We start from the raw sequence: 26922 nt of genomic DNA, 5'->3' as shown, positions 1-26922 counted from the left end.
TATGCCAAGCACAACCAATCACATCTTACGTGTTAGCTACTTAGGGTTGCTATTACTGAGTGGCTGCGCGACAACCACACAAACAACTCAGCAACTTGAGATCTTTTTTAGCCCAGAACAAACCTCACTCAATGTTGAGCAACAGCGCCAAGTTCAACAGTTTTTTGAGGATAACCCCTACCACCAGCTTGCAGCTTATATTGCCCCTGCGAATCTCAACAATCCTTTTGATGCGCTACTACAAAGCCAAAAACGGATGCAAGCCATTAACAAAATATCCGCCGCGAAAAACATTCCCTTACGCACTGAATTTGCTCCCAAACAGCAACCCGATACCGTGCTTCTCAAGAGGCTATAACAATGCGCTCTAAGTTATTTGCCCAACTTTATCCATTATTACTGGCTTTGTGGAAACATCGCTATCTAGTCGTGATCCCAATGATCGTCGTGCCACTTTTGATGACTGCGGGCAGCATGGTAAAAGCCAAACGCTATTACGGGAAAACAACTATCTTGGTGCAAGAAACAGCCATGCTAAACCCTTTTCTAGAAGATCTTTCTATCGCCATGAACTTAAAGCAAAGGATCAAGGCATTACGCGTGTTAATTCATAGTAAAAGTGTACTGGATGATGTAGCGGTTCAATCTGGATTAGCCGATGCGCAAGATCCAGAAGCCATTGCTTATTACTACAAGATGATCAACCAACAGCTCAAGTTAGAGCTCATTGGTAATGACGTGGTTCAACTCGGCTTAACGTGGCATGCACCTCAAGAGATCCCTTTGATCCTCAACACAATATCCAGTGTTTTTCTTGAAAAGCTTCGCGCCCCAGGACGCGCATCAATCGATAGCTCGGAAGTTTTCCTGCAACGCCAACTGACAGCCACCCAACACGATTTAGAAGCCGCAGAAAAAGAACTCGCGATATTCAAGGCGAATAATGCGGACAACCTCCCCCACTTGCAGGGATCCAATATTCAAAATGATACGCAGCTTAAAACTCTGATTCGCGATACTGAACTCAAGCTGCTTCATGCTAAATCTCAACGTGACAACTTATTCGAACGCCTCGCAAGCACCAACCCTGTGATAGGTATGATGGAAGAAAAAATCGTCCTCGCAGAAGCAAAGCTCGCTATCTTACGCGCCAGCTACACTGACAAGCATTCATCAATCAAAGCGTTATTACTGAAACTAAATCGACTCAAGCAAGAGCGCGCAAAATTAATGAATTCGCAGCAATCATTAACTCAACAAGAGATCAGCCAACTTTGGCAACGTATCGCCAGTCACTCTTCATCCAGCGATAGCAAATCACAACCCATTTTACTCAGTCAATTTGAGAAATTACAGCAAGCAGAAAATCAAATACAGGCACTCAATGAAGAATTGAAGCTACTAAAAAAACAGGCCGATAACGTCAACATGATGCGGGCTGAATACGCAGAGTTGGAACAACAGCTCACCACGCTACAACGCAATCATGATGTAAAGTCTCGCATTTACAACCGCTTATTTGAGCGCTTTGAAATGGCAAAAGTTACAGGTCAACTAGGACGATTTGAAGAACCCGATAAACTAAAAATCATTGACCGCCCAAGCGTGCCGACCCAACCACTTAATTGGCCTTGGTGGCTCAACTTTTGCTTAGGTATAGCAGGAGGGCTTGGGCTTGGATTATCACTCGCCTGTGTCGTGCAACTCTTTGATACGCGCTTATACCAAAGTGCTCATATTAGCCGACTCACTAATGCCCCCGTGCTTATTCGTATTCCAAACTTTCAACACAGTACCAATTAAGGAGTCACTATGGAGCATGTCACCTTACAAGTCGTTCAACACCTTCATCCTGGTGGCATTGAGCACTTGGTACTGAACTTATTGCGCTTCTCTTCACCTGGTTATAAACAGTATGTTGTGGCACTTGAAGGTAACAAAGCCGAGGCAATAACAGCATGGCCCGAACTGCTCCCTTTCAAAGACCAACTCTTTTTTCTAAATAAACCCAAAGGAAAAAGCTTCACAACCGTGATTAAGTTACGTCACTTGATCCGTACATTGAATGTCAATGTGGTTCACTCACACCACATAGGGCCACTCTTGTATAGCCGCCTTGCCACAGTAACAACTCCAGTTCGCCACATTCAAACCGAGCATGATAGTTGGCACTTGCACAATGCAAAGCAACGCCGGTTAACCAAATGGTTGTTAAGTAGCAATAAAGTACAGTTGGTCGCAGATGCTCCCCGAGTAGCATTACAGCTTGAACGAATGCTAGGTCGTCCAGCAGACCACGTTATTCTCAACGGTATAGATACCGACCACTTTTCACCCGGACACCAGCTTTTTTCTCGTCAGCACTTATGCCTTCCTCTCGATAAAATATTGATCGGCTGTGCAGGGCGTTTAGTCAAAGAGAAAGGCCTTGATATCGCGATAATGGCACTCGTCCAACTCCCAGACGATCACCACCTTGTAATTGCTGGACAAGGTCCTGAAGCATCCGCCCTCAAACAACTCGCCTCGCAACATCAAGTAAGCCACCGCATTCACTGGTTAGGCTATTGCAGCAAAATGCGAAACTTCTACCGAGCTATTGACCTTTTTTGTATGCCATCCCGACAAGAAGGCTTACCGTTGGCTTTGCTTGAGGCTCAGGCCTGTGGCAAAAGTGTTGTGGCGACAAAAGTAGGAGGGATCCCAGATCTACTATGTCCACTCTCAGGAATTCTGGTTGAATCAGAGCTCCCTCAACTGTTCGCTAGCGCATTAATCAAGGGGTTAAAACACAATAAAGAAGTCAGCATTCACAATGCGCGGTTTGTGCGCGACTGCGCCGATGTAAGAACCATGACAACCCGCTATGAATCATTGGCTTTTTAGCAAAGGAGCGTAATGATGCTGTGGTTTATCGTTATATTGCTAAGTATCTTGATTGTCTACCATCATATTGTGTACACCGCAGTGATGATCCGTTTAGGCCAGTATCACACCGATGAACAATCCACTTCATCTTCACATTCTGCTTCTCTGCATGACGCATACCCGCATATTGCATTAGTTATGCCCGCACATAATGAAGCCGATTATATGGCTGCCAAACTGGCGAATATATTAATGCTCGATTACCCCGCAGAAAAACTCAGCGTCAATATTTGCTGCGATGGCTGTAGCGATAATACCGCGGAAATCATTGAAGAGTGGCACCCCAAATTTGAGCAAGCAGGCATCAAACTAGCGTGGACGAATAAAACCAACAACCGCGGTAAACTTGCACGCCTAAATGCCTTGATGGCGCAAGTGTCCAGCCAAAACGATCTTATTGCGCTCAGTGATATATCGGCCCTCATTTCAATAGATGCACTCACTCAGGCAGCCCACAGTTTTCAAAATGCTGAAACCGGTGCCATCACCAGTTGCTACCTTCTCGCAGATGCAACTGAGGGGGAAAAGCAATATTGGCAATGGCAAAATAAAATTCGTCACGCAGAATCTCAACTTGGTAGCGTGATGGGAGGTAATGGTGCTTTTTATATTATGCGCGCCTCCCTGTTTACGCCCTTACCAGAAGACACCATTAATGATGACTTCATGTTACCTATGATGGTGATTAAACAAGGCTACAACGTTCTTCTCAATCAAGACATAAATAGCGTAGAAATTTCACCGTCAACAGGCCAGCAAAACCACCAGCGCCGCCAACGTATTGGGGCGGGCAATTTGCAACAACTGATACGCTGTCGATTCTTATTTTCGCCAAAACAAAAAAAGTTGGGATGGCTATTTGGTTCAGGTAAAGGACTTCGCACTATTATGCCTTTCATTTTAGTTGGCTATCTTCTTGCAACCAGTGTACTCGCTATCCAAGGCTCGTTATTAGCAAGCCTACTTGTTATTGGTCAACTCAGCGCCTACTTCCTCGCACTACTCCCCGCCTTAGGGGTTAATCAAAAGTACTTAAACAAATGGCATTATTTGGTAGGAGGCTATTACTCGTCACTGTTTGGCATGGTGCGTTATCTCAATGGTCAATTTAAGCAAGGCTGGCGCCATTTACCGCCGCTTTACGACTACCAAGCACGCTCGACACAATGCTGTAAGCGCCTTAGTGATCTCATATTAAGTGTAATGGGGTTGGTACTTACTTTGCCGCTTTGGCCAGTGATCGCACTGCTCATTAAACTCGACTCAAAAGGCCCTGTTTTCTATCGCCAACTGCGGGTTGGTCAAATCACAGAGCAACACACAGATTTATTTGAAGTCATTAAATTCCGCACTATGACCCACAATGCCGAACAAGATTCAGGGGCTGTATGGGCACAGCAAAATGATCCTAGAATCACTCGTATTGGCCGGTTTCTACGCGTTACGCGATTAGATGAACTGCCTCAATTTATTAATGTCATTAAAGGCGATATGGCACTGATCGGCCCACGCCCAGAACGACCACAACTTTGTGGCGATTTGCAAAATGCATTGCCATTCTACTTAGAACGCACCGCGGGTTTACGTCCAGGGATCACTGGGTTAGCGCAAGTAAGCCAAGGTTATGATCGCTGCCTTGACGATGTAAAAGCCAAAATAGCTTGGGATCATGCTTATGCTGCTGCACTCGGTTCACCATGGCAATGGCTAAAAATGGACACCTTCATCATCTTAAAAACCATTTTGGTAATGGTAACCAAACGCGGCCAATAATCACTATAGCCACGACATCCCCTCCTAATTATCACCTTCACCCAACAATTTGGCATACAGCTTGTATAGACCTTATTACCCCTAACGGAACAGTAATAATCCAAGCATGCTGTTCCTCTCAATACCATAAGTAAGCCATCTCAACGTATGACGATGCTGATGGCATTAAAACGAGGTTAATATGCCAAGTATGACTGAATCAGTAATCGCACTTTCTCTGCAGGATGAATTCGATGCGCATGTTGCCAAGCAGATGGAAGACCAGTTAGAGACTCTAAGTAAAACCGAGTTATCTGAACTTATTATTGATATGACCAAGGTACAATTTATTGACTCCTGTGGAATTGGTGCCATTGTTTTCTTATACAAACGGTTGAAAAGCCGCGGCAAAGCGTTACGCCTACTTAACGTGAACGGCCAACCTCGCCAGCTGATAGTAATGTTACGGATTGACAAGGTGATCCCGCTGATCACCACTGCGGAGCTGCATTAGTATGATCAGATTATCTTTCGTTATGATCGCCCTCATCCTCAATGGGTGCTCAAGCTGGCCAGCCGCTGGGGATAACCCTTATTCGCCACCAAAAACCGATCAATGGCATGAACTTGAGCATCATGACTTTGAGTTACAGATCCTCGCAACACGCGGAGCCAAATCGTGTCTTCCCGGCCAATATCAAACGTTAGAGAATCTCTATAGCAAAGCACGCCAAGAAGCAAAAGCAGGTTTTGATGACGATGCTGATATCACTCTTCTGCAATATCAAACGCAATTTGCCAAAATCCAACAACAAATGGATTGGTTGGAATACCACACCTTATGTTTAAACCCACATTATTCTGAAGTGGAGTTGCGCGATAAATTCTTAGTCTTAATGAAGATAGACAACCAGTTCGCTTTTAACCGCACTCAGCTACTACCCGACTACCAACAAGCACTGCGTCGCGCAGCCTCAATACTCAAGCGTCAGAACCATTGGCACCTTCAGCTAACAGGGTTCACTGACACACTTGGTACAGAATCTTATAACGACGACCTTGGTATGCGACGTGCTGATACCGTCAAACGCTTCTTAATTGAACAAGGGGTTGAACCCAAACAAATCGCCATCTTCAGTGCAGGAGAAAGAGTATCCTTTGAAGACCCAGCATCGAGAACTGAACGTTTGAGTAACCGCAAAGTGGAAGCTGTGGTTTTAGTCGAGCATCACACTCGCTCGCAGCACCGTGTTTACTCACTACAGGATTGGCATGCAGTGAGGGAGTCATTATGAGAATCCTGCTGTTGATCGTATTGCTCGTATTCCCTTTTGCTAGCGTGCAAGCAACCACCTTGACCTCAGGGGATCGTGTATACCTTCAACTACCAGGTGAAAGTGATTTTGATGCCCCCTTTACTATCGACGATCAAGGGCAACTTTTACTGCCTGAAGTGGGGCTTATCGCTGTCGCAGGCTTAACCGTTCAACAAGCTGAGCAAAAGATCAGACAACGCCTTCAAGTGATCTACCGTAATTTAGATGAGTTTGAACTACGGATCATGGAGCAGCTATTACGAGTAAAAGTCCTTGGCTACGTTGAAAAACCAGGAATGGTGTCATTAAAGCCAGACAGTAATATCCAAATGGCACTTGCGGCCGCTGGCGGGGCGAGGCCAGGTGCGCAGCTTGACCAATTCAAACTGATCCGCGGCGATAATTCCGTCGTGTTTGACTATAAGGCCTACCTTGATGGCAAACAAGCACAGCCACTACCCGCGCTAAAAGGAGGTGACACGATTTTCGTCCCCACCTCACCTTTACTTGGCAACATCGAAGTAAACTTTGATGCTGCCTCTTTACGTGAAGGAGGCGATGCCGATGAAGCGCAAGGGCTCACGATTTTTGGTGAACTCCGCAACCCGGGTACATTCAGCTATAAACCCGATATGACAGTGGTTGATGCCATTATGCGCGCCGATGGGGTAACCCGCTATGCCGATGTAACCAAGATCCGAGTAATCACCGATAACATCCCTTATCAGTTTGACTTAAAAGCCTATTTAGACAGCGGTGATGACTCAAACCTCCCCCCCGTCAAACCCGGTACAACCATTTTTGCACCGATAGAAGTGGAAGATATTAATACTACTTCACGCACCGTCTATGTCATGGGTGAAGTGCAAGCGCCAGGCGCCTATGAAAGCAGTGCGGGGACAGGGTTTATCGATGTACTCGCCAACGCAGGCGGGCCAACCCGCTTTGCTGATACAACCCAAATAAAATTATTGAGTAACACCAAACCCGCTATCGCTATTAACTTGGTTAAATACACCCAAGCACCCGATCAATACTCTCTACCGAAAATGATGCCGGGTGATGTCATTTTCATTCCCGAGAAAATTGATTTTAATGAAAAATCTTGGCTTAAAGTGACCAATGATAGGGCCATCAAAATCATCGGGGCCGTCAACAATCCTGGCCGTTTTGAATGGAATGACACCATGAGCTTCATGGATTTACTCGCGCATGCTGGCGGGCCAAAACAACAAACGAACCTCTCAAATATTCGAATTGTGCGAGAGAACGCAACCGCCGATGAAGCCAGAATTACCACCTTCAACTTCGAAGATTTCACCAAAAAAAACAAACCAAATAGCCAGCTACCTCAGCTCCAAGCCGGCGATACCATAATCTTCGATGAACTCCCACACGACCCTAGTGATAATAAAGCCAGTTGGTTACGTCAATCAGCACAAGACTCTATCTATATCTTCGGCCAAGTCGGTGCCCCAGGGCGATATGCCTTCAACAACGACCAAGGATTTCTCGATATTCTTTCTGCAGCCGATGGCCCGACAGGTGAAGCCGATATTCAAGAAGTCTTGATCACCCATCGTGATGGCAAAACCACCAAGGTCAGCCGCTTTAACTTAGCACGTTACTTTCAGACAGGTAATGAAGCGCTGCTCCCAAAAGTAGTCGCTGGCGATGTCATTTTTCTCCCCCAAGTCGATGCGATTGCCGATACTCAAGCGGTAAAAGTGATGGGAGCCGTTAAAGCCGCCGGACGCTTTAATTGGAATGACAGCATGACCTTTCTGGATATTTTGGCATTAGCTGGCGGCCCCACTAAAGAAGCAAACATTACTAACATTCGTATTATTAAAGAAAATCGCCAGTCACAAGAAAATGTCCTGTATTTCGACCTCGATAATTTCATTACCGAAGGGGGCAGCTTTGCAGGGCTTCCTCGACTAACTGCAGGCGATACCATAGTGATTGACGAGTTACCCCATGATCCAACTGATAATAAATCAAGTTGGATTCGCCAATCTGCTGATGACTCAATTTACGTCTTTGGCCAAGTAGGTGCACCTGGACGCTACGCCTTCAATCGTGAATTAGGCTTTCTTGATATTCTTTCTGCAGCTGATGGTCCTAACGGTGAAGCGGATCTGCGGCAGATCCGCATCAGTCACCGTAGTGGCAACACCAGTAAAGTCACCAAACTGAATCTCTCGCTGTATTTTGAAACTGGCGATGAAACATTACTGCCTCGTGTGGTACCTGGTGATGTCATCTATGTCCCTAAAGAACAAGGTAACTGGCTAGATAAACCCGCAGAACGGGTGGTTCGTTTGATGGGTTCCGTCAATAAACCAGGTCGGTATGCCTTTAATAATCAAATGAATATCTTAGATCTATTAGCCGAAGCTGGCGGCCCAAAAGATACCGCTTATATCGAACGCATCATGATAGTGAATACCTCATGTTGCGGCGATCAAGCTCAGACATTTGATTTACGAGGCTATGTCAAAAACCCCGGTCAATACCCTTTGCCATTATTACGTCCTGGCGACACCGTTTATGTACCTAGTGAAGATGATTCGACCGCTTCACAGCTTCGCCAAACACTCCGTGATGCACTCGGCATCGTCACCTTGGTCGTATTAGGAGCAGCCTTATGAAACCGTGGCTAAGTCAGGAATTTGACCAACTATTCCAACAAATCCATCAGCGCCAATGCCGTATTATTACCTTTGCCGGTGCCAGTTCAGGCTGTGGTACATCAACCCAAGCCTACTGGCTAGCACAGCGCTTATCCGCCGATCAGCCGAAAACACTGCTGATCGACCTTGATCTTGCCGGATCAGGTCAAGGTTACCCCAAAGCTGACTGGTCATGTCAGGCTGCAGACTTCAGCAATCACACCAGAGTATTAAGTGAAGCACTCGATCTACTCCCACAACCTAGATCCCAGCAAACAATTTTAGAGCTACGTCAACCACAAATACTGGCAGCGGCTGTTGAGCAATGGCTGGATGACTACCAATACATTATTTGCGATGTGGGGAATATTAATACTGCCAATTGGCGAAACCTTGCAATTGCCTCTATCAGCCACGCAAGTAATGGCACCATCTTGTGTATTGCTGCAGGTAAAACAACGGAGAGTGAAGTATTAGCGAGTGCTCAACGATTAGAGCAAGGCAATGTTGAGTTAATTGGCACCTTAATCAACGATCAGATAAATCCAAGCTTAGGCGATGAAATTCGGCGCGTCATAGAAAGCAAAGCAAAGTGGCTGCCTCGGTCAATCAAACAGAAATTCAGTCAATACCTCGCGACCAACCCGCTATTACAAGGAAAGTACCAGTAATGGAACAAGTACTGTTACAACGACGCTTCGAGCTGACCTACTCAGCGGTTCGAAGTATTCGCGCCCTTTTTGCAGATAAAGCTGCCGCCCTTGGAATAGAAGCAACACGCTTACAGCAACTTCAACTCGTGTGCAGTGAATATTGCACTAACTTACTTAAACACTCAGTCCCCACAGCCGAATCAGTCACCATTAGCTATGGTAAATCTCATCAAGGTTATTATCTTGCCATTCATGATGATGGTCAGCCGTGGAAACAACTCAAAACAGCACTTAGTAGCGCAGTGTTTCCTTCTCCGCTATCAGAGTCGGGAATGGGGCTTGCGATCATCAAGGCAACCTTCCCCGATTTTGCTTACCAAACAACGATAAACGGCAACCAGCTTCGCTTTCATCTTTCGGACAAAAAACAAAAACAACACCTGCTCATAGTGGATGACAGCCAAAGCCAACTCAAGCTCTTGGCACATTTCCTTGAGGACAATTATCAACTCACAATCTTTAGCCAAGCAACAGAGGCCATTGATTGGCTGGCGCATAATCACTGTGATCTTGTCTTAACTGATTTCCACATGCCAACAATGAGTGGCATCGTTTTTCGCGATCGTGTGAAACAGCAACGACGACATGCAACACTCCCCTTTGTCTTTATCTCGGGTGACACCCTCGCTGACAGCATAGAGCTGGCAGGACAATCTGCCATTGATGACTACTTACTGAAACCAATCAATAAACCCCATTTACTCGGAGTAATCCAGCGCGTACTCGAAAGGCATCTACACCTTACCACGCAATACCAACTACAATTCGAGCAACAACTGGCTTTATGCCTTCCATTAGCCAATAACCAAACAGAAGACCCCCATTGGCAGGTCGACATCAGCCAGCAAGCAGAAAACAGTGGCGATTTTGTAATGCAGCATAGCTTGGCTGACGGTACGACGCTAGTGATCTTAGGAGATCACATGGGGCACGGTGCAATCGCAAAAGCCAATGGTGCAGTATGGCTAGGCTATATTAGTGGTCTGCTAGAAAATAAGGGCATAACCCCAGCTGAACTTTACCAGCGCCTCAATACTAAGCTATACCTAAGCCCATCCCACCACCTGCTGTGCTTAATACTGATCCATTTACAAAAAGGGGGGAAGACCGCATGCTTTAATGCTGGCATGCCAACACCTTTGTTTTGCTCACAACAGCAAAGTACTGAAATTGAGCATGCTTCTGGATTGCTGGGGTTATTTGATGAGATAGATAGAGAACCATGGCAAAACACATTAACTTCAGGAGCTAGTATCCATTGCTACAGCGACGGGTTAGCGGAATCTGACTGGGAAAAGAAAGCACTCAATCAATTAACCGAACTTACCCCTAAGCAACGTCACCACAAATTGTGGCAATACAACGCCCCCATGACAGCCGATGATAAAACCTTAGTCAGCATTAGCTATATAGGCAATCACGACTAAATTGCTCCATTAATTACTCAACCCGCTGATAAATAGCTTTCAATTGTGGCCAACGGGCTTCACAACTGTAAGCATCCTTAATACGTTGCTGCTGCTTAAGGGCAATATCCAAGGCCAGTGCTTTGTCATTATCAAAAACCTTGATCATATCAGCCAACGCCTGCCATTTGGATTGTGCAACAATGCAGTCATTCGGCAATAAACGGACAAGATCCCCAGCATCAGTGGCGATGGTGATCACCCCATGAGACATTGCTTCCAACGCAGCCATTGGCAAACCTTCAGCCCGTGATGGCATCAACAAGATATCTAATGTATGCCAGTGGTTGGTCATATCATCAACACGCCCATGCCACTGAATCGAAATATCATCACTCAGCGCTTCAATGCTAGAAAGCAATGCGGCATCTTCACCATCACCAAAAACATGATAATCACAGTCAGAATTTTGAGCAGCAAGCCATAAAAAACGATCTATCCCTTTGACCGCACATAAGCGGCCTACAAAACCAACTTGTAATCGCCGTGATTTACCCTTATGTGTAGCCTTAGGAGTTTGGCTGACGGAGACAAAATTAGCCAGCAGCTCACACTCTCCAGGCACCGAGTATTGAATGGCTTTACTAACAGCAAGATTGCGCGACATAAAACTTGATATTCGGTTGAGCCATTCATAAAAAGCAATACGCCCTGACGGCGACTCGCCAGCATGGAAGGTTGTGACCACAACTGAAGGTGTCAAACAACCCAGTAAGCGCGCCAATATCGAAGCTTTATAACCATGGGCATGCAGCACATCGCCCCGCGTTACTTGTTTCGCAAAAGAATACGCAAAATGGTCAATCGGGGATGAAGGAGAAAGGAATTGAACAGGAATCGCGGCATTATTTAATTGCTGGTACATAGGATGATCAGCATAACGACGAATAAAAACCACAGTGACAGCTTGGCGCTCTGCTTTGAGTAGCCGAGCCAATTGAAGAACATGACTTTCTATACCTCCAAAGCCAGAACTATCAAGTAATAAATAAATCACATTAAACTCCTTATGCCGTTAAGAAATTCAATGCAAAAAAAAAGCCGAGTCTAAGACTCGGCTCTTTTTAATTTAACGGCTAGTGCTTATTCAGCAGCAGCTTCTTCCTTTGCAGGACGATCTACAAGCTCAATGTAAGCCATTGGGGCTTTATCGCCAGTACGGAAACCACATTTTAGAATGCGAGTGTAACCGCCTGCGCGTTGAGCGAAGCGTGGACCTAATTCGTTAAATAGTTTCGCTACAACTTCGTTATCACGAGTACGAGCGAATGCAAGACGACGGTTAGCAACACTGTCTGTCTTAGCTAGGGTAATCAACGGCTCAATTACGCGACGTAGCTCTTTTGCCTTAGGCAGGGTAGTCTTGATAAGCTCGTGACGTACCAGAGAGCTAGCCATGTTGCTGAACATCGCTTTACGATGACTGCTGTTGCGGTTGAGTTGACGACCACTCTTACGATGGCGCATGACCTAATCCTTCTAACTAGATATCAGTAACTATTAATCTTCAGCGATTGATGCTGGCGGCCAGTTTTCTAAGCGCATGCCTAGAGACAGACCACGAGATGCCAGCACGTCTTTAATTTCTGTTAAAGACTTCTTACCAAGGTTTGGCGTTTTAAGTAGCTCAACCTCAGTGCGCTGAACAAGATCACCGATGTAATGGATCGCTTCTGCTTTCAAACAGTTAGCAGAGCGAACAGTTAGTTCAAGATCGTCTACAGGACGCAGTAGGATCGGATCGAACTCTGGCTTTTCTTCTTTCTCTTCAGGAACTCGTACATCACGTAGATCTACGAATGCATCCAGTTGCTCAGCAAGAATAGTTGCTGCGCGACGGATAGCTTCCTCTGGATCAAGCGTACCGTTTGTCTCCATATCGATTACAAGTTTGTCTAGGTCAGTACGTTGTTCAACGCGAGCTGCCTCTACAGAGTAAGCGATACGGTCAACTGGGCTGAAAGTTGAATCAACTAACAGACGGCCAATTGGACGCTCATCTTCTTCAGTGTGAATACGAGCAGATGCTGGTACATAGCCACGACCACGCTCTACCTTGATGCGCATGCTGATATCAGCATTGTCATCAGTTAGGTGGCAGATTACGTGTTCTGAGTTCGCAATCTCAACATCACCGTCGTGGGTGATGTCACCTGCAACAACAGGGCCTGCACCAGATTTGTTCAGAGTAAGGATAACTTCGTCTTTACCCTCAACCTTAACGGCTAGACCTTTAAGGTTTAGAAGGATCTCAAGAATATCTTCCTGTACTCCCTCTTTGGTGCTGTACTCGTGTAACACACCGTCGATCTCAACTTCAGTAACGGCACAACCCGGCATAGAAGAAAGTAAAATACGACGAAGAGCGTTACCTAAAGTGTGGCCAAAGCCACGCTCTAGCGGCTCTAGAGTTACTTTTGCATGCGTCGTGTTAACTTGTTCGATATCAACAAGACGTGGCTTAAGAAATTCTGTTACAGAACCCTGCATTGTGTCCTCTCTTAACTATAGCCTTACTTAGAGTAAAGCTCGACGATCAGGTGTTCATTGATGTCGGCAGACAAATCAGAACGTTCTGGAAGACGCTTGAACGTACCTTCCATTTTGCTGCTGTCTACTTCGACCCAAGTCGGTAGTTCACGCTGTGTAGCAACTTCTAGAGCTGCTTTAATGCGTGCTTGGTTCTTAGCTTTCTCACGAATGCTAACAACGTCGTTAGCCGCTACCTTGAAAGAAGGAACGTTTACGACTTGACCGTTTACTAGGATCGCTTTGTGGCTTACCAGCTGGCGAGATTCAGCGCGAGTTGCACCAAAGCCCATGCGGTAAACTACGTTATCTAGACGACCTTCAAGAAGTTGAAGCAGGTTTTCACCTGTGTTGCCCTTAATGCGAGCAGCTTCTTGGTAGTAGTTACGGAATTGTTTTTCTAGTACGCCATATGTACGACGAACTTTCTGCTTCTCACGAAGCTGAACGCCGTAATCAGATAGACGACCACGACGAGCACCATGTTGGCCCGGCGCGTTATCAATCTTACACTTGGTATCAATCGCGCGTACACCAGACTTAAGGAATAAGTCAGTACCTTCGCGACGGCTAAGCTTCAGCTTAGGACCCAAATATCTTGCCATGTTCTTTCTCCAGTTTTCCTAAAAACGAAACGTTATACGCGACGTTTCTTAGGTGGACGACAACCGTTATGAGGGATCGGAGTCGCATCAACAATGTTAGTGATACGGAAACCCGCTGCGTTTAGAGCGCGGATTGTAGACTCACGACCAGGACCAGGGCCCTTAACCATAACTTCCAGGTTCTTAACGCCATATTCTTTGGCCATTTCACCACAACGCTCAGCAGCAACCTGTGCAGCGAACGGAGTAGATTTACGAGAACCACGGAAACCAGAACCACCTGCAGTAGCCCAAGAAAGAGCGTTACCTTGACGGTCAGTAATGGTTACGATTGTGTTGTTGAAAGAAGCATGAATGTGCGCAACGCCATCAGCTACTTGCTTACGTACGCGCTTACGCGCGCGAGTTGGTTGTTTTGCCATTGTACTCTACCTTATCCGATTATTTTTTGATCGGCTTGCGCGGACCCTTACGGGTGCGAGCGTTGGTTTTAGTACGCTGTCCACGTAGTGGTAGACTGCGACGATGACGAAGACCACGGTAACAGCCAAGGTCCATAAGACGCTTGATGTTCATGGAAACTTCACGACGTAGATCACCTTCTACAGTGTACTTAGCTACACCATCACGCAGTTGATCGATCTGCTCTTCATTCAGTTCACTGATCTTAACATTTTCAGCAATACCCACTTCAGCTAGAATAGCTTGAGAACGAGTTTTACCGATACCGTAGATCGCTGTTAAAGCGATTACAGAATGTTTATGATCAGGAATGTTAATGCCTGCAATACGGGCCACTATTCACTCCTAGTACTTTTCAAGAATAACCGCTGCAAAGCCCGTGTAGGATACGCAGCGGTGGTACAATTCTTTTGCACACACAAAAGATGGTTGGCTAATTTAGCCAACCTATCTTCAATTTGCAAGAAATATTTCTGCTAATTAGCCTTGGCGTTGTTTATGCTTTGGCTCGCTGCAAATTACACGCACAACACCGTTGCGCTTGATAACTTTACAGTTACGGCAGATTTTCTTAACGGAAGCACGAACTTTCATTGCTAAACTCCGTAAATGGAATAACCAGTCTTAACGGCCTGAGCCCTTAAGATTAGCCTTTTTCAAAACAGACTCATATTGTTGAGACATCAAAAGTGTCTGAACTTGAGCCATGAAGTCCATGATTACCACAACTACGATTAGTAGCGACGTACCACCAAAATAGAAGCGTACGTTCCATGCAATCATCATGAACTCGGGGATCAGACATATAAAGGTAATGTACATTGCACCCGCTAGGGTTAAACGTGTCATCACTTTATCGATATATTTCGCAGTCTGCTCACCCGGGCGAATACCAGGTACGAACGCACCAGACTTCTTCAAGTTATCAGCTGTCTCGCGAGGGTTAAACACCAACGCGGTATAGAAGAAACAGAAGAAAATAATCGCAGCAGCATAAAGCATTACATAAAGCGGCTGACCTGGGCTTAACGCCAGTGAAATCTCACTTAGCCAACCTAGGCTTTCATTTTGACCAAACCACTGTGCCAGTGTACCTGGGAACAAAATGATGCTTGATGCAAAAATCGCTGGAATAACACCTGCCATGTTGATTTTCAACGGCAAGTGAGTGCTCTGCGCTGCAAAGACACGACGGCCTTGTTGACGCTTGGCGTAGTTAACGACGATACGACGTTGACCACGTTCCATGAACACTACAAAGTAAATTACAGCGAAAGAAATAACTGCAATTAACAGTAGAAGAAGTACGTGCAATTCACCTTGACGTGCTTGCTCTACGGTCTGTCCAATAGCCGGTGGCAAACCAGCAACGATACCAGTGAAAATAATCAAAGATATGCCGTTACCAATGCCGCGTTCTGTAACCTGTTCACCTAACCACATTAAGAACATGGTGCCGGTAACCAAACTAACAACCGCAACAAAGTAGAAACCAAGCCCAGGGTTAACCACCAGGCCTGGAATCATACTTGGTAACCCCGTCGCAATACCAATTGCTTGGAAGGTTGCCAAAACAAGCGTGCCGTAACGAGTGTACTGGCTAATCTTACGACGACCAGACTCTCCTTCCTTTTTCAACTCGGCTAACGCCGGGTGAACAACCGTTAACAACTGAACAATGATCGATGCCGAAATATACGGCATGATGCCCAGCGCTAAGATTGATGCACGCTCAAGTGCACCACCAGAGAACATGTTAAACAGTTCAATGATGGTACCCTTTTGCTGTTCGAACAGATCGGCAAGTACAGCAGCGTCAATACCAGGAATAGGCACAAAAGAGCCAGCTCGGAAAATTAAGATAGCTCCTATTACGAATAATAGGCGAGTCTTAAGCTCTGCTAGGCCACCTTGTGCGCTACGAAAATCTTGTCCTGGTTGTTTAGCCATCTGTACCTCATCCTCGAGTTAATTATTCCTCGATTTTACCGCCTGCAGCTTCGATTGCAGCTTTTGCGCCTTTAGTCACGCGAAGACCTTTAACAGTCACAGAGCGTGCGATTTCACCAGAAAGAACAACTTTAACAAACTCGATGTTCTTAGTGATTACGTTCGCAGCTTTTAGGCTGTTTAGATCTACTACGTCACCTTCAACTTTCGCTAGCTCAGCTAGACGAACTTCAGCTGTTACCAAGCTCTTACGAGATGTAAAACCGAATTTTGGTAGACGCTGTTTCAAAGGCATTTGACCGCCTTCGAAGCCTGGACGTACAGAACCACCTGAACGTGATTTCTGACCTTTGTGACCACGGCCACCAGTTTTGCCCAGACCTGAACCGATACCACGACCTACGCGCTTCGCAGAAGGCTTAGAACCCGCAGCCGGTGATAGAGTATTCAAACGCATTCTGATTACTCCTCAACTTTAACCATGTAGTAAACTTTAGCGATCATGCCGCGTACGCAAGCAGTATCTTCAAGTTCAACAGTGTGGTTGATGCGACGAAGGCCCAAGCCACGCAAAGATGCTTTATGCTTCGGTAAACGACCGATAGAGCTCTTTGTCTGTGTTACTTTAATTGTCTTAGCCATGTCGATTACTCCAGAATTTCTTTAACAGAAAGACCACGTTTAGCAGCGATCATTTCTGGAGAGTTCATTCCACTTAGACCATCAATAGTTGCGCGAACAACGTTGATTGGGTTAGTAGAACCGTATGCTTTTGCTAGTACGTTACGGATACCCGCAACTTCTAGTACTGCACGCATTGCACCACCGGCGATGATACCTGTACCTTCTGATGCAGGTTGCATGTACACTTTAGAACCAGTGTGGCGACCTTTAACAGCGTGGTGTAGAGTACCGTCGTTTAGCGCAACTGTAACCATGTTACGGCGTGCTTTTTCCATCGCTTTCTGGATTGCAGCAGGAACTTCACGTGCCTTGCCGTAACCAAAACCGATGCGACCGTTACCGTCACCAACTACTGTTAGTGCAGTAAAGCTGAAAATACGACCACCTTTAACCGTTTTTGAAACACGGTTAACAGCGATCAGCTTTTCATGCAAATCTGATTGTGTTTTTTCGTTAGCCATCTTCCGCCTACCTTAGAATTTCAGACCAGCTTCACGAGCAGCTTCTGCTAGTGCAGCTACACGGCCGTGGTATTGGAAACCAGAACGATCGAATGCAACGTTAGAGATGCCTTTTTCAATCGCGCGCTCAGCAATAGCTTTACCTACAGCTGTAGCAGCGTCCTTGTTACCAGTACTCTTAACTTGCTCACGGATCGCTTTTTCTACGGTAGAAGCGGCAGCGATAACCTCGGAGCCATTAGGTGCGATAACCTGAGCGTACACGTGACGTGGAGTGCGGTGTACAACTAGGCGAGTTACGCCCAGTTCAGCAATCTTACGACGTGCACGGGTCGCACGACGGATACGAGATGCTTTCTTATCCATAGTGTTACCTTACTTCTTCTTAGCTTCTTTAGTACGCACATTTTCATCTGCGTAACGAACACCTTTACCTTTGTAAGGTTCAGGGCTACGGTAAGCGCGAATATCAGCAGCTACTTGACCAATCAATTGCTTATCAGTACCCGTAAGTACGATTTCAGTTTGAGTTGGACATTCAGCTTTGATACCTTCCGGTAATTCGTGCTCAACTGGGTGAGAGAAGCCAAGGGTTAGACCTACAGCGTTGCCTTTGATAGCAGCACGGTAACCTACACCTTTAAGAATCAGCTTCTTAGTGAAACCTTCGGTAACACCAACAACCATGTTGTTAACTAGTGCACGAGCAGTACCTGCTTGTGCCCAAGCCTTATCGATACCTTCACGAGGACCGAAAGTGATGGTGTTCTCTTCCTGGGTTAAAACTACTGCTTCGTTGATAACGCGAACTAGTTCGCCTTTACCACCTTTAACAGTGATTTCCTGACCGTTAAGTTTAACTTCTACGCCAGCAGGAATTACTACAGGTGCTTTTGCAACACGAGACATGTCCTACTCCTATTAAGCTACGTAGCAGATAATCTCACCGCCAAGACCCGCTTTGCGTGCAGCGCGGTCGGTCATAAGACCCTTGGAAGTGGAAATAACAGCAATACCAAGGCCACCCATCACTGATGGTAGAGCATCTTTTTTCTTGTAGATGCGTAGACCAGGACGTGATACACGTTGGATTTGCTCGATAACTGGGTTAGCTTCGAAGTACTTAAGTGTAACTTCTAGCTCAGGCTTAACTTCACCAGTAACGATGTAGTCAGCCACGAAACCTTCTTCTTTTAGAAGTGCAGCGATTGCAACTTTCTGCTTAGAAGATGGCATTTTAACAGCAACTTTTTGCGCTGCCTGACCGTTACGAATGCGGGTCAGCATATCCGAAATCGGATCTTGCATGCTCATAAGTCAATACTCCGTGATTCTAAATTGGTAACTAAATTACCAGCTTGCCTTACGTAGACCCGGAATCTCGCCTTTCATGCAAGTTTCGCGAACCTTGATACGGCATAGACCAAACTTACGTAGGTAGCCGTGCGGGCGTCCAGTCTGGTTACAGCGGTTACGCTGACGAGAAGGACTAGAATCACGTGGAAGTGACTGAAGCTTAAGAACTGCATTCCAGCGGTCTTCTTCAGACGTATTCACGTCATTAATTAGTGCTTTTAGCGCAGAACGCTTCTCAGCGAACTTAGCTACTAGCTTAGCGCGTTTAGTTTCACGCGCCTTCATCGATTCTTTAGCCATTAGTAACCCTTACTTTTACTTACGGAATGGGAAGTTAAAAGCAGAAAGCAGAGCATGAGCTTCTTCATCAGATGCTGCAGTAGTAGTGATAGTAATATCAAGACCACGCACTCGATCTACTTTATCGTAGTCGATTTCTGGGAAGATAATCTGCTCGCGAACGCCCATGCTGTAGTTACCACGACCATCGAATGATTTCGGGTTTAGACCACGGAAATCACGAATACGAGGTACAGCAATTGAAATTAGACGCTCGAAAAAGTCCCACATACGTTCGCCACGTAGGGTTACTTTACAGCCAATCGGGTAGCCCTCACGGATCTTAAAGCCAGCAACAGACTTACGAGCTTTAGTGATTAGCGGCTTCTGACCTGCAATAGCAGTCATGTCAGCAGCTGCGTTCTCTAAAAGCTTCTTGTCGTTGATCGCTTCACCCACACCCATGTTAAGTGTGATTTTTTCGATCCTTGGGACTTGCATGATGCTCTTGTATTCGAACTTTTCAGAAAGCTCTTTTACAATAGACTCTTTGTAGTAATCATGCAGTTTCGCCATAGTACTACTCCAAACTTACTTGATAGTTTCGCCAGTCGACTTGAAGAAACGAACTTTTTTGCCGTCTTCAAATCGGAAGCCTACACGGTCCGCATTACCTTGACCGTTAACGATAGCAACATTTGATGCGTCGATCGCAGCTTCTTGCTCTACGATGCCACCTTGAACACCCATTGCCGGTACAGGCTTCTGGTGTTTCTTAACCATGTTGATACCTTCAACGATAACTTTACCGGTTGCTAGAACCTTAGTTACCTTACCTTTCTTGCCTTTATCTTTACCAGCAAGAACGATAATTTCGTCGTTACGACGGATTTTTGCTGCCATTTTGATCGCTCCTTACAGTACTTCAGGCGCTAGTGACACAATTTTCATGAATTTCGCATTACGAAGTTCACGAGTCACAGGGCCAAAAATACGAGTACCGATTGGTTGCTCACTTGTGTCGTTCAACAGTACGCAAGCATTACGGTCAAAGCGAATGACAGAGCCGTCTGGACGACGAACGCCTTTACGGGTGCGTACAACCACCGCCTTCAGAACATCACCTTTCTTAACTTTACCGCGAGGAATTGCTTCTTTCACAGTAACTTTGATGATGTCACCGATATGTGCATAGCGACGGTGAGAACCACCCAGAACCTTAATACACATTACGCGACGAGCGCCGGAGTTATCGGCTGCTTCAAGCGTACTTTGCATTTGGATCATGTTAGTGCTCCGCTTATTTTAAAACATCTAGACCCTCTCGGATCGATATGCCTTTTCTTCAAAGGCGGCGAATAATAACACCATTTTCGACCGATGGGTAGACAAAAAATAAACGACCCCAAATTTTTTCAGGGCCGTTTGTTTAATTAGTTGCTAAGTTCGCTTAACCGCGAGCTTTTTCAACTACACGTACCAGTGCCCAAGACTTAGTCTTAGACATTGGACGACACTCACGAACCTCAACAGTATCGCCTAGGCCACACTCGTTGTTTTCGTCATGTGCGTGAAGTTTAGTCGTGCGAGTGATGTACTTACCGTAGATCGGGTGCTTCACTTTACGCTCGATTGCAACAACAATAGACTTATCGCCTTTGTCGCTAACAACACGACCAAGCTGAGTACGAATTTCGCTCATTATGCGCCAGCCTTTTCAGTCAGAACGGTTTTAACACGTGCGATATCGCGACGTACAGCTTTAAGAGTGTGAGTCTGCTGTAGTTGACCAGTCGCAGCTTGCATGCGCAAGTTGAACTGTTCACGTAGCAGGCCTACAAGCTCAGCATTAAGTTCTTCAACGCTTTTCGCGCGCAGATCTTGTGCGTTCATCACATCACCGCCTTAGTTACAAATGTTGTTTTGATTGGTAGCTTACGTGCAGCAAGGTTAAATGCTTCACGTGCTAGCTCTTCAGAAACACCATCCATTTCATATAGAACTTTACCTGGTTGAATTTGAGCAACCCAGTATTCTACGCTACCTTTACCTTTACCTTGACGAACTTCAAGAGGCTTAGATGTAATAGGTTTGTCTGGGAATACACGAATCCAGATCTGGCCTTGACGTTTGATATGACGAGTCATAGCACGACGTGCAGCTTCAATTTGGCGAGCAGTCAAACGACCACGACCAACAGCTTTAAGACCAAATGTACCGAAGCTTACGTCAGTACCGTTCGCTAAACCGCGGTTACGACCTTTAAAAGTCTTGCGGAATTTAGTGCGTTTAGGTTGCAGCATCAATAAACTCCTTATTTACGGCTTTTGCGCTGCTTCTTAGGCTTATCAGCCTTAGGCTCTTCAACTGGCATACCGCCTAGAACTTCACCTTTGAAGATCCAAACTTTAATACCAATTACACCGTATTGGGTGTGAGCCGAAGAAGTTGCGTAATCAATGTCAGCACGAAGAGTGTGTAGAGGTACACGACCTTCACGGTACCACTCAGTACGTGCGATTTCAGCGCCGCCTAGACGACCGCTTACTTCAACTTTGATACCCTTAGCGCCAAGACGCATAGCGTTCTGAACTGCACGCTTCATAGCGCGACGGAACATAACACGACGTTCTAGTTGAGACGCGATGCTGTCTGCTACTAGTTGACCGTCTAGCTCTGGCTTACGTACTTCAGCGATGTTGATCTGAGCTGGAACACCAGCGATCTTAGCAACGCGAGCGCGTAGTTTTTCTACATCTTCACCTTTCTTACCGATTACTACGCCTGGACGAGCAGTGTGAATAGTCACACGGATGCTCTTAGCAGGACGCTCGATAACGATGCGTGATAGAGATGCTTTTTTCAGTTCTTGAGTTAGGAACTGACGTACCTTGAAGTCGCCGTCTAGGTTGTCAGCGAACTCTTGGCTGTTAGCAAACCAAGTGGTATTCCAAGGCTTAACGATGCCTAGACGAATACCATTAGGATGTACTTTCTGACCCATTGCTTTCTCTCCTAGTCTCTTAGCGGTCTGCTACAACAACAGTGATGTGGCTAGAACGCTTCAAGATGCGATCGGCACGGCCTTTAGCACGAGGCATAATACGCTTCATGATAGGACCTTCGTCAACGAAGATTTTTGCAACATTAAGATCATCAATGTCTGCGCCTTCGTTGTGTTCTGCGTTAGCGATAGCTGATTCTAGAACTTTCTTGATCAGGTCAGCAGCTTTTTTGTTGCTGAACTGAAGAATTTCTAGAGCTTGGTCAACTGGCTTACCGCGCAGTTGATCTGCAACCAAACGAGCTTTTTGCGGCGAAATGCGAGCAAAGCGATGTTTAGCGATAGCTTCCATTACTTACTCCTTAGCGCTTTTTAGCTTTCTTATCCGCAGCATGACCGCGGTAAGTACGTGTTGGTGCAAATTCGCCTAGCTTGTGACCGATCATTTCTTCAGAAACGAAAACAGGAACGTGCTGACGACCATTATGGACAGCGATGGTCAAACCGATCATTTGTGGAATGATCATTGAGCGACGGGACCAAGTCTTTACAGGCTTCTTGTCACCGCTTTCCAACGCTTTCTCTACCTTCTTCAGCAAGTGTAGGTCAATAAATGGACCTTTCTTGAGAGAACGTGGCATGGCGTATCCTCTTTATAATTACTTGTTACGACGACGTACGATGTACTTGTCGGTACGTTTGTTCTTACGAGTCTTGTAACCCTTAGTTGGAACACCCCAAGGTGATACTGGGTGACGACCGCCTGATGTACGACCTTCACCACCACCGTGTGGGTGATCCACTGGGTTCATTACAACACCACGTACAGTTGGGCGAACACCGCGCCAGCGTGAAGCACCAGCTTTACCTAGCTCACGTAGCATGTGTTCTGCGTTACCAACTTCACCTAGAGTCGCACGACCTTCAGCAAGAACTTTACGCATTTCACCAGAACGTAGACGTAGAGTCACATATGTGCCTGCACGTGCAATGATCTGAGCGTATGCACCAGCTGAACGAGCCAGCTGAGCACCTTTACCAGGCTTAAGTTCAACACAGTGTACTGTTGAACCTACTGGGATGTTGCGCATTGGTAACGTGTTACCAACTTTGATCGCAGCATCTGCACCAGACTGGATAGTGTCACCAGCTTGGATGCCTTTAGGCGCGATGATGTAACGGCGTTCACCGTCAGCGTAAAGAACTAGCGCGATGTTTGCGCTACGGTTTGGATCATACTCCAAACGCTCAACTTTAGCTGGGATACCATCTTTAGTACGTTTAAAGTCGATTAGACGGTAATGTTGTTTATTACCACCACCGATGTGACGTACTGTGATACGACCGTTATTGTTACGACCACCAGACTTAGAGTTTTTCTCTAGTAGTGGTGCGTACGGCTTACCCTTATGCAGGTCAGAGTTAACCACTTTAACTACGTGGCGACGACCCGGGGAAGTCGGCTTACATTTAACAATAGCCATTCTTCTTAGCTCCTAGTCTTACTCTGCACTACCAGCGAAGTCGATGTCTTGACCTTCTTTCAAGATAACGTACGCTTTCTTCACGTCTGAACGACGGCCTTGGCGCATACCTTGACGTTTGGTCTTACCCTTAGTGATAAGAGTATTTACAGACTTAACTTCAACTTCGAACAGTTTTTCAACTGCTGCTTTGATCTCTCTCTTAGTTGCTGTCATAGCTACTTTAAATACGATAGTGTTCGCATTTTCAGCTGCCATTGTAGCTTTTTCAGAGATGTGCGGAGCACGTAGAACTTTTAAAATACGCTCTTCAGTGATCATGCTAGCATCTCCTCAACTGCTTTAACTGCTGCTGCAGTCATCACAACTTTATCGAAAGCGATCAAGCTAACTGGGTCGATTGCCGCTGCGTCACGTACGTCTACTTTGTATAGGTTACGTGCTGCAAGGAATAGATTCTCATCTAGCTCGCCAGTTACGATCAGTGCATCAGTTAGCTCAAGCTCATTAAGCTTAGCAACTAGTGCTTTTGTTTTTGGTGCTTCTAGAGAAAACTCATCAACAACGATTAGACGCTCTTGACGAACTAGCTCAGAAAGAATGCTCTTCATAGCACCACGGTACATTTTTTTGTTAACTTTTTGGCTGTGGTCCTGTGGACGTGCAGCAAAAGTTACACCACCCGAGCGCCAGATTGGGCTACGGATTGTACCAGCTCGAGCGCGACCTGTACCTTTCTGGCGCCATGGTTTAGCACCACCACCAGAAACGTCAGAACGAGTCTTCTGAGCACGTGTACCTTGACGAGCACCTGCTGCAAAAGCAACAACTACTTGGTGTACAAGCGCTTCATTGAAGTCACGCCCAAAAGTAGTTTCGGAGACAGTTAGCGCGTCTGCGCCTTTGACTACCAATTCCATTACTAACTCCTCGACGTTACGCTTTAACAGCTGGTTTTACGATCACGTTACCGCCTGTAGCACCTGGTACTGCACCTTTAATAAGAAGCAGATTGCGCTCAGCGTCAACACGTACGATCTCTAGGTTTTGAGTCGTTACACGCTCAGCACCCATGTGACCAGCCATTTTCTTGCCTTTAAATACGCGACCTGGAGTTTGACATTGGCCAATTGAACCCGGAGCACGGTGAGACAAGGAGTTACCATGGGTCATATCTTGAGTAGAGAAGTTCCAGCGCTTAATAGCACCTTGGAAGCCTTTACCTTTAGATGTACCAGTAACGTCTACTTTTTTAATTTCGTTGAACAGTTCTACGTTTAGCTCAGCGCCAACTGCAAACTCTTCACCACTATCTAGACGGAATTCCCAAAGACCGCGACCAGCTTCAACACCTGCTTTCGCAAAGTGACCAGCTTCTGGTTTGTTAACGCGGCTAGCTTTCTTAGTACCAGCAGTTACTTGGATTGCGTTGTAACCGTCAGACTCAAGAGATTTAACTTGAGTTACACGGTTGTTTTCAACTTCAACCACTGTTACTGGGATAGAAACGCCTTCTTCGGTAAAGATGCGGGTCATGCCCACTTTACGACCGATTAGACCAATCATTCTCTTATCTCCCCTTAACCTAGGCTGATCTGAACATCAACGCCAGCAGCAAGGTCTAGACGCATAAGAGCATCAACAGTTTTATCTGTTGGCTCAACGATGTCGATAAGGCGCTTGTGTGTACGGATTTCGTACTGGTCACGTGCGTCCTTATTAACGTGAGGAGAAATAAGAACAGTGAAACGCTCTTTACGAGTAGGAAGAGGGATTGGACCCTTAACCTGCGCGCCAGTACGCTTAGCTGTTTCAACGATTTCCGCAGTTGACTGATCGATCAAACGGTGATCGAAAGCCTTAAGGCGGATACGAATACGTTGGTTCTGCATGAGACAGAGCTCCAAATAAAAATTACACAAACAATATCGCCACTCACGCTCGTCAAGACGAGGGAATGCCGATTGATTTATGTGAACGTAGCATCCCTATCGGATACATTGTCAGCCAATTTAATGACTGCGAACATAAGTCAGAGTATACATTTTCAAGCTGTTAAACAGCTTCTTCCTCAACGCTTATTGGTTCACAACTGCACCTACAAGATATGGTGACCTCTGGCAGTGGGGAGCATTATACAGATCACACTTCGGAACGCAACCCTTGTGTGAAAATTAATCATCAAGAAGCAAAATTGCAAGCTTTACACTGGGCTACGGTACAAATATGAAAAAAGAGAGCCCCTGCTCTCTTCATCAGATTTTGCGTAAATTGCTATATACGTATTGAAGGCGTGTCCGTTAAGAGCACTAGTCTTCATCAACTATCTGCGCCTGGTTATAGTTAGCAATGCCCATTTTTTCAATGAGACCAAGCTGGGTTTCTAACCAATCGACATGCTCTTCTTCATCTTCAAGGATATCTTGGAACAAATCACGAGAAACATAATCTCTCACATCTTCCGCATACGCGATGGCATCTCGCAGATCTGGGATTGCCGCCATCTCTAAAGCAAGGTCGCATTCAAGCATTTCTTGGGTATCTTCACCAATACTTAACTTGCCCAAATCTTGCAAATTCGGTAGCCCTTCAAGAAATAAGATGCGCTCTATCAAATGATCAGCATGATTCATTTCATCGATCGATTCATGATATTCCTTATCGGCTAAATGTTTTAGCCCCCAGTCCTTGTACATTCTGGCATGAAGAAAATACTGATTGATGGCAACGAGCTCATTACCCAGTATTTTATTGAGGTGTTGGATGATTTTAGGATCAGCTTTCATGCGATAACACTCCTCTGTCAGTTCATTAAAGGATAGAACCGAATCGAAGAGTGTCAAAAAAGCCTAATGAGAAAAGGCGTAATTAACTGGCTTTTTGGTACTTGGATACTATTGTCTGCTCAATAATCACCTTAGCTTGTCGGATGCATTTCCCACATTGTGACCCTAATGGTGTGATTTCTCGAATGCCACGAATATCCGTCAAATTATGTTCCATCGTTAACTTCATGATCTTTTTATCGGATATTGCATGACATAAACAAACGTACATTAGGAGGCTCACTGATTACTTGCTTAGAGGTAAATATAAACAAGAACAGTTTTCATTACCACTTACAAGAGCACTATTTGTTAGATGATTTAGCTATCAATAAGAGGTTTTGGACTAGAAAAAAAATAAGCAATAAAGATAGGAGGTTAGCGATAGGAATTACAGGCATTAAAAAAGGGAGCCGAAGCTCCCTTTTTAGTA

General features: G+C 45.7%; 40 protein-coding genes. 9 read left to right on the top strand and 31 right to left on the bottom strand.

Annotated features, from left to right (window positions below):
- Nucleotide 1: 1 nt before the first annotated feature.
- From OCU77_RS01550 to OCU77_RS01510, 9 genes are all read left to right on the top strand, one after another.
- Nucleotides 2–358, top strand: coding sequence for a hypothetical protein (locus OCU77_RS01550; protein ID WP_048900871.1), 357 nt, complete (start codon nt 2–4; stop codon nt 356–358).
- A 2-nt stretch (nt 359–360) separates the two neighbouring features.
- The gene (locus OCU77_RS01545) at nt 361–1803 is read left to right on the top strand and encodes a GumC family protein (RefSeq protein ID WP_048900870.1); all 1443 of its coding nucleotides are present in this window, start codon (nt 361–363) and stop codon (nt 1801–1803) included.
- A 9-nt stretch (nt 1804–1812) separates the two neighbouring features.
- Nucleotides 1813–2886, top strand: coding sequence for a glycosyltransferase (locus OCU77_RS01540; protein ID WP_048900869.1), 1074 nt, complete (start codon nt 1813–1815; stop codon nt 2884–2886).
- A 12-nt stretch (nt 2887–2898) separates the two neighbouring features.
- Nucleotides 2899–4701 (top strand): sugar transferase, encoded by a 1803-nt coding sequence (locus OCU77_RS01535; protein ID WP_048900868.1) that lies wholly within the window; start codon nt 2899–2901, stop codon nt 4699–4701.
- A 181-nt stretch (nt 4702–4882) separates the two neighbouring features.
- Entirely contained in the window at nt 4883–5194 is a 312-nt protein-coding gene (locus OCU77_RS01530; protein WP_048900867.1) for an STAS domain-containing protein, read from the top strand.
- 1 nt (nt 5195) lies between these two features.
- Nucleotides 5196–5975 (top strand): OmpA family protein, encoded by a 780-nt coding sequence (locus OCU77_RS01525; RefSeq protein ID WP_048900866.1) that lies wholly within the window; start codon nt 5196–5198, stop codon nt 5973–5975.
- On the top strand, nt 5972–8650 hold the full coding sequence (locus OCU77_RS01520; RefSeq protein WP_107302840.1) for an SLBB domain-containing protein: 2679 nt from the start codon (nt 5972–5974) through the stop codon (nt 8648–8650). The genes OCU77_RS01525 and OCU77_RS01520 overlap by 4 nt, the downstream gene beginning before the upstream one ends.
- The gene (locus OCU77_RS01515) at nt 8647–9342 is read left to right on the top strand and encodes a P-loop NTPase family protein (protein ID WP_048900865.1); all 696 of its coding nucleotides are present in this window, start codon (nt 8647–8649) and stop codon (nt 9340–9342) included. Before OCU77_RS01520 ends, OCU77_RS01515 begins: the two co-directional genes overlap by 4 nt.
- Nucleotides 9342–10811, top strand: a complete 1470-nt coding sequence (locus OCU77_RS01510; protein WP_048900864.1) for a response regulator — start codon at nt 9342–9344, stop codon at nt 10809–10811. Before OCU77_RS01515 ends, OCU77_RS01510 begins: the two co-directional genes overlap by 1 nt.
- Nucleotides 10812–10824: 13 nt before the next feature.
- Here OCU77_RS01510 and OCU77_RS01505 read toward each other — a convergent pair whose 3' ends face one another.
- From OCU77_RS01505 to OCU77_RS01355, 31 genes are all read right to left on the bottom strand, one after another.
- Complete coding sequence (locus tag OCU77_RS01505; protein ID WP_048900863.1) at nt 10825–11847, bottom strand: glycosyltransferase family 4 protein; 1023 nt, start codon at nt 11845–11847, stop codon at nt 10825–10827.
- An 86-nt stretch (nt 11848–11933) separates the two neighbouring features.
- On the bottom strand, nt 11934–12317 hold the full coding sequence (gene rplQ, locus OCU77_RS01500; protein WP_107302839.1) for a 50S ribosomal protein L17: 384 nt from the start codon (nt 12315–12317) through the stop codon (nt 11934–11936).
- A 33-nt stretch (nt 12318–12350) separates the two neighbouring features.
- Nucleotides 12351–13340 (bottom strand): DNA-directed RNA polymerase subunit alpha, encoded by a 990-nt coding sequence (locus tag OCU77_RS01495; RefSeq protein WP_048900862.1) that lies wholly within the window; start codon nt 13338–13340, stop codon nt 12351–12353.
- 23 nt (nt 13341–13363) lie between these two features.
- Nucleotides 13364–13984 (bottom strand): 30S ribosomal protein S4, encoded by a 621-nt coding sequence (gene rpsD / locus OCU77_RS01490; protein ID WP_048900861.1) that lies wholly within the window; start codon nt 13982–13984, stop codon nt 13364–13366.
- A 32-nt stretch (nt 13985–14016) separates the two neighbouring features.
- Nucleotides 14017–14406: a 30S ribosomal protein S11 gene (gene rpsK, locus OCU77_RS01485; RefSeq protein ID WP_005370963.1), complete on the bottom strand. Its 390-nt coding sequence runs from the start codon at nt 14404–14406 to the stop codon at nt 14017–14019.
- A 19-nt stretch (nt 14407–14425) separates the two neighbouring features.
- Nucleotides 14426–14782 carry a 30S ribosomal protein S13 gene (rpsM, locus tag OCU77_RS01480; protein ID WP_048900860.1) on the bottom strand — a complete coding sequence of 119 codons (357 nt, stop codon included), beginning with the start codon at nt 14780–14782 and terminating at the stop codon, nt 14426–14428.
- Between the two features lie 144 nt (nt 14783–14926).
- The gene (gene rpmJ, locus OCU77_RS01475; protein ID WP_000868186.1) at nt 14927–15040 is read right to left on the bottom strand and encodes a 50S ribosomal protein L36; all 114 of its coding nucleotides are present in this window, start codon (nt 15038–15040) and stop codon (nt 14927–14929) included.
- A gap of 30 nt (nt 15041–15070) precedes the next feature.
- Nucleotides 15071–16396: a preprotein translocase subunit SecY gene (secY, locus tag OCU77_RS01470; protein WP_062690068.1), complete on the bottom strand. Its 1326-nt coding sequence runs from the start codon at nt 16394–16396 to the stop codon at nt 15071–15073.
- Between the two features lie 22 nt (nt 16397–16418).
- The gene (rplO, locus tag OCU77_RS01465; RefSeq protein ID WP_048900859.1) at nt 16419–16853 is read right to left on the bottom strand and encodes a 50S ribosomal protein L15; all 435 of its coding nucleotides are present in this window, start codon (nt 16851–16853) and stop codon (nt 16419–16421) included.
- A 5-nt stretch (nt 16854–16858) separates the two neighbouring features.
- Nucleotides 16859–17038, bottom strand: a complete 180-nt coding sequence (gene rpmD / locus OCU77_RS01460; protein ID WP_048900858.1) for a 50S ribosomal protein L30 — start codon at nt 17036–17038, stop codon at nt 16859–16861.
- A gap of 5 nt (nt 17039–17043) precedes the next feature.
- Entirely contained in the window at nt 17044–17541 is a 498-nt protein-coding gene (rpsE, locus tag OCU77_RS01455) for a 30S ribosomal protein S5 (RefSeq protein WP_048900857.1), read from the bottom strand.
- A 12-nt stretch (nt 17542–17553) separates the two neighbouring features.
- Nucleotides 17554–17907 carry a 50S ribosomal protein L18 gene (gene rplR / locus OCU77_RS01450; protein ID WP_048900856.1) on the bottom strand — a complete coding sequence of 118 codons (354 nt, stop codon included), beginning with the start codon at nt 17905–17907 and terminating at the stop codon, nt 17554–17556.
- Between the two features lie 9 nt (nt 17908–17916).
- The gene (rplF, locus tag OCU77_RS01445; protein ID WP_048900855.1) at nt 17917–18450 is read right to left on the bottom strand and encodes a 50S ribosomal protein L6; all 534 of its coding nucleotides are present in this window, start codon (nt 18448–18450) and stop codon (nt 17917–17919) included.
- 12 nt (nt 18451–18462) lie between these two features.
- Nucleotides 18463–18855 (bottom strand): 30S ribosomal protein S8, encoded by a 393-nt coding sequence (rpsH, locus tag OCU77_RS01440; protein ID WP_048900854.1) that lies wholly within the window; start codon nt 18853–18855, stop codon nt 18463–18465.
- A 36-nt stretch (nt 18856–18891) separates the two neighbouring features.
- Nucleotides 18892–19197 carry a 30S ribosomal protein S14 gene (gene rpsN / locus OCU77_RS01435; protein WP_048900853.1) on the bottom strand — a complete coding sequence of 102 codons (306 nt, stop codon included), beginning with the start codon at nt 19195–19197 and terminating at the stop codon, nt 18892–18894.
- 15 nt (nt 19198–19212) lie between these two features.
- Complete coding sequence (gene rplE / locus OCU77_RS01430) at nt 19213–19752, bottom strand: 50S ribosomal protein L5 (protein ID WP_048900852.1); 540 nt, start codon at nt 19750–19752, stop codon at nt 19213–19215.
- Between the two features lie 15 nt (nt 19753–19767).
- On the bottom strand, nt 19768–20079 hold the full coding sequence (gene rplX / locus OCU77_RS01425; RefSeq protein ID WP_048900851.1) for a 50S ribosomal protein L24: 312 nt from the start codon (nt 20077–20079) through the stop codon (nt 19768–19770).
- Nucleotides 20080–20091: 12 nt separating this feature from the next.
- Nucleotides 20092–20463, bottom strand: coding sequence for a 50S ribosomal protein L14 (gene rplN / locus OCU77_RS01420; RefSeq protein ID WP_048900850.1), 372 nt, complete (start codon nt 20461–20463; stop codon nt 20092–20094).
- 163 nt (nt 20464–20626) lie between these two features.
- Nucleotides 20627–20878 (bottom strand): 30S ribosomal protein S17, encoded by a 252-nt coding sequence (gene rpsQ / locus OCU77_RS01415; RefSeq protein ID WP_048900849.1) that lies wholly within the window; start codon nt 20876–20878, stop codon nt 20627–20629.
- Nucleotides 20878–21069: a 50S ribosomal protein L29 gene (gene rpmC, locus OCU77_RS01410; RefSeq protein WP_048900848.1), complete on the bottom strand. Its 192-nt coding sequence runs from the start codon at nt 21067–21069 to the stop codon at nt 20878–20880. The genes rpsQ and rpmC overlap by 1 nt, the downstream gene beginning before the upstream one ends.
- Nucleotides 21069–21479 carry a 50S ribosomal protein L16 gene (gene rplP, locus OCU77_RS01405; RefSeq protein ID WP_048900847.1) on the bottom strand — a complete coding sequence of 137 codons (411 nt, stop codon included), beginning with the start codon at nt 21477–21479 and terminating at the stop codon, nt 21069–21071. Before rplP ends, rpmC begins: the two co-directional genes overlap by 1 nt.
- 11 nt (nt 21480–21490) lie before the next feature.
- Nucleotides 21491–22180, bottom strand: a complete 690-nt coding sequence (gene rpsC, locus OCU77_RS01400) for a 30S ribosomal protein S3 (RefSeq protein WP_107302838.1) — start codon at nt 22178–22180, stop codon at nt 21491–21493.
- 19 nt (nt 22181–22199) lie between these two features.
- Nucleotides 22200–22532 carry a 50S ribosomal protein L22 gene (gene rplV, locus OCU77_RS01395; protein WP_048900845.1) on the bottom strand — a complete coding sequence of 111 codons (333 nt, stop codon included), beginning with the start codon at nt 22530–22532 and terminating at the stop codon, nt 22200–22202.
- 10 nt (nt 22533–22542) lie between these two features.
- On the bottom strand, nt 22543–22821 hold the full coding sequence (gene rpsS, locus OCU77_RS01390; protein WP_005302795.1) for a 30S ribosomal protein S19: 279 nt from the start codon (nt 22819–22821) through the stop codon (nt 22543–22545).
- Between the two features lie 18 nt (nt 22822–22839).
- Nucleotides 22840–23664: a 50S ribosomal protein L2 gene (gene rplB, locus OCU77_RS01385; RefSeq protein WP_048900844.1), complete on the bottom strand. Its 825-nt coding sequence runs from the start codon at nt 23662–23664 to the stop codon at nt 22840–22842.
- Between the two features lie 18 nt (nt 23665–23682).
- Nucleotides 23683–23985 carry a 50S ribosomal protein L23 gene (rplW, locus tag OCU77_RS01380; protein WP_048900843.1) on the bottom strand — a complete coding sequence of 101 codons (303 nt, stop codon included), beginning with the start codon at nt 23983–23985 and terminating at the stop codon, nt 23683–23685.
- On the bottom strand, nt 23982–24584 hold the full coding sequence (rplD, locus tag OCU77_RS01375) for a 50S ribosomal protein L4 (RefSeq protein ID WP_048900842.1): 603 nt from the start codon (nt 24582–24584) through the stop codon (nt 23982–23984). The genes rplW and rplD overlap by 4 nt, the downstream gene beginning before the upstream one ends.
- 16 nt (nt 24585–24600) lie before the next feature.
- Nucleotides 24601–25230: a 50S ribosomal protein L3 gene (gene rplC, locus OCU77_RS01370; protein WP_048900841.1), complete on the bottom strand. Its 630-nt coding sequence runs from the start codon at nt 25228–25230 to the stop codon at nt 24601–24603.
- 14 nt (nt 25231–25244) lie between these two features.
- Nucleotides 25245–25556, bottom strand: a complete 312-nt coding sequence (gene rpsJ, locus OCU77_RS01365; RefSeq protein WP_002541412.1) for a 30S ribosomal protein S10 — start codon at nt 25554–25556, stop codon at nt 25245–25247.
- A gap of 417 nt (nt 25557–25973) precedes the next feature.
- Nucleotides 25974–26450, bottom strand: a complete 477-nt coding sequence (gene bfr, locus OCU77_RS01360; protein ID WP_048900840.1) for a bacterioferritin — start codon at nt 26448–26450, stop codon at nt 25974–25976.
- A gap of 82 nt (nt 26451–26532) precedes the next feature.
- The gene (locus tag OCU77_RS01355; protein WP_084711905.1) at nt 26533–26721 is read right to left on the bottom strand and encodes a (2Fe-2S)-binding protein; all 189 of its coding nucleotides are present in this window, start codon (nt 26719–26721) and stop codon (nt 26533–26535) included.
- Between the last annotated feature and the right edge of the window lie 201 nt (nt 26722–26922).

Source organism: Photobacterium swingsii (genome assembly GCF_024346715.1).
GTDB lineage: Bacteria > Pseudomonadota > Gammaproteobacteria > Enterobacterales > Vibrionaceae > Photobacterium > Photobacterium swingsii.
The sequence above is the reverse complement of the archived record's forward strand: the minus strand, read 5'-3'. Positions and strand labels throughout refer to the sequence as shown.